At 59.3% G+C, this 1317-nt stretch carries 2 protein-coding genes and 2 pseudogenes; 3 read left to right on the top strand and 1 reads right to left on the bottom strand.

Annotation, left to right across the window (positions count from 1 at the left end; translation table 11 throughout):
- A partial coding sequence (locus tag NW858_RS02605) for a pentapeptide repeat-containing protein (protein ID WP_414519658.1) occupies positions 1-243 on the top strand: 243 nt, incomplete at its 5' end.
- Between the two features lie 146 nt (positions 244-389).
- Here the strand turns inward: NW858_RS02605 and NW858_RS02600 are convergent.
- Positions 390-482, bottom strand: a pseudogene (locus NW858_RS02600) (zinc ribbon domain-containing protein); the annotation flags it as partial.
- Between the two features lie 199 nt (positions 483-681).
- Between NW858_RS02600 and NW858_RS02595 the strand changes: the two are divergent.
- Both NW858_RS02595 and NW858_RS02590 read left to right on the top strand, forming a co-directional pair.
- Positions 682-1014, top strand: coding sequence for a hypothetical protein (locus tag NW858_RS02595; RefSeq protein ID WP_414347094.1), 333 nt, complete (start codon positions 682-684; stop codon positions 1012-1014).
- A gap of 117 nt (positions 1015-1131) precedes the next feature.
- Positions 1132-1317: pseudogene (locus tag NW858_RS02590) on the top strand (hypothetical protein); the annotation flags it as partial.

The raw sequence follows: 1317 nt of genomic DNA, 5'->3' as shown, positions 1-1317 counted from the left end.
GGCAAGCTGGCTGGGGCCAAGAGCTCCACCTGGGATTTGATCGGCTCTTCTTATGCCGACGCATATCTCAGGGGGGCCAGCTTCACCTTCTCCAGCTTTATCGGCGCCGACTTCAGCAGGGCAGACCTGCGCGGCGCCAACCTTAGCCAGACCAACTTCAAAAACGCGATCACCACCGATGTCCTCACGGACGAGACCACCATCTGCCCCAACGGCCACAACGGCCCCTGCCAGTTCCATTGACATACTCCCCCCTCTGTCCCCCCGTACACGGGGGGATGAAAGGGGGGCCCGGCGGTTCCCCTATGCCCTACCGTCATCCTCAGTGCTCGGCGGAGAATGTTAAGCGCTGCGTTGGCGTCTCGACACAGCACCAGCCCGCACTTTGGACAGCGGTGGCTGCGAGTGGAAAGAGTCTGCTTCACCAGGTACCCGCACCCAGGACACTCCTGACTGCTGTACTCCGGCGGAACGGCAATCATCACCTTGCCGTAGTAGTCCAGCCACTGCACAAACAAAGACCAAGCTGCGTCCCGGATAGACTTGGCCAGGCGGTGGTTCTTCGCCAGATTCCCTCGTACGCCACGAGGTCGTCAGACACTACTACACACCGGGCCAACTTCATAGCCCAGTCTCTACGCTGGCGTTTAGCCTTTCTTGCAGTTGGCGCAGAAGCGAGAGATGGAAGCCCAAGCCCGCTCTGCGCTTGCTTGCCTAGCCTGTGAATTCAACGGGGATTATTGCCTCACGGGTGGGCTGCGGCTGGGATCGTCTCCCAAGCTGGCAAGAGCAGCCCATGTTGGAGCGGGTGGAGGCCATTCTGGAAGTCTTGCTCAGCAGACGCTGGCCAATGCCCAGGCCACTGCCCAGAATACGGAGGCCATTGGGCGAGCTTTTGAGGCCATTGCCCAGAATACGGAGGCTATCGGGCGAGTTTTTGAGGCCATTGCCGAGCTGCGCGAGGTGGTCGAGCAACAAAACCGCGCCATCACCTATCTCCTAAGCCAAGACTAGACCCCGGTCAGAGCTGGGCCGATTGCTCTTCAGGCAACTTGATTACTTTTTAAGATTAGTATAGAGGGGGCGAAGCTGACGCGCTTCGTCGAGCAGTTCTTCGTGTGAGAGAGAACAATGTTTCAGCCTAACTTCAAGCCTTCTAGGAACTCTGCTCTTGGATCGCTGCTGCTAGCCTCTTCGCTGGCGGTGGCCGCCTGCTCTGCCGAAACGCCCCAGGTGACGCAAGTGCCGCCCACCCTTACGGCCCAGGTGCCGGAAGAGGGGGTCGCCTTCTACTACAATGGCGTGAAAATCTCGATC

The sequence above is a fragment of the Synechococcus sp. H55.10 genome (assembly GCF_047502715.1).
Lineage (GTDB): Bacteria > Cyanobacteriota > Cyanobacteriia > Thermostichales > Thermostichaceae > Thermostichus.
This window is presented reverse-complemented; position numbering and strand designations above follow the sequence as displayed.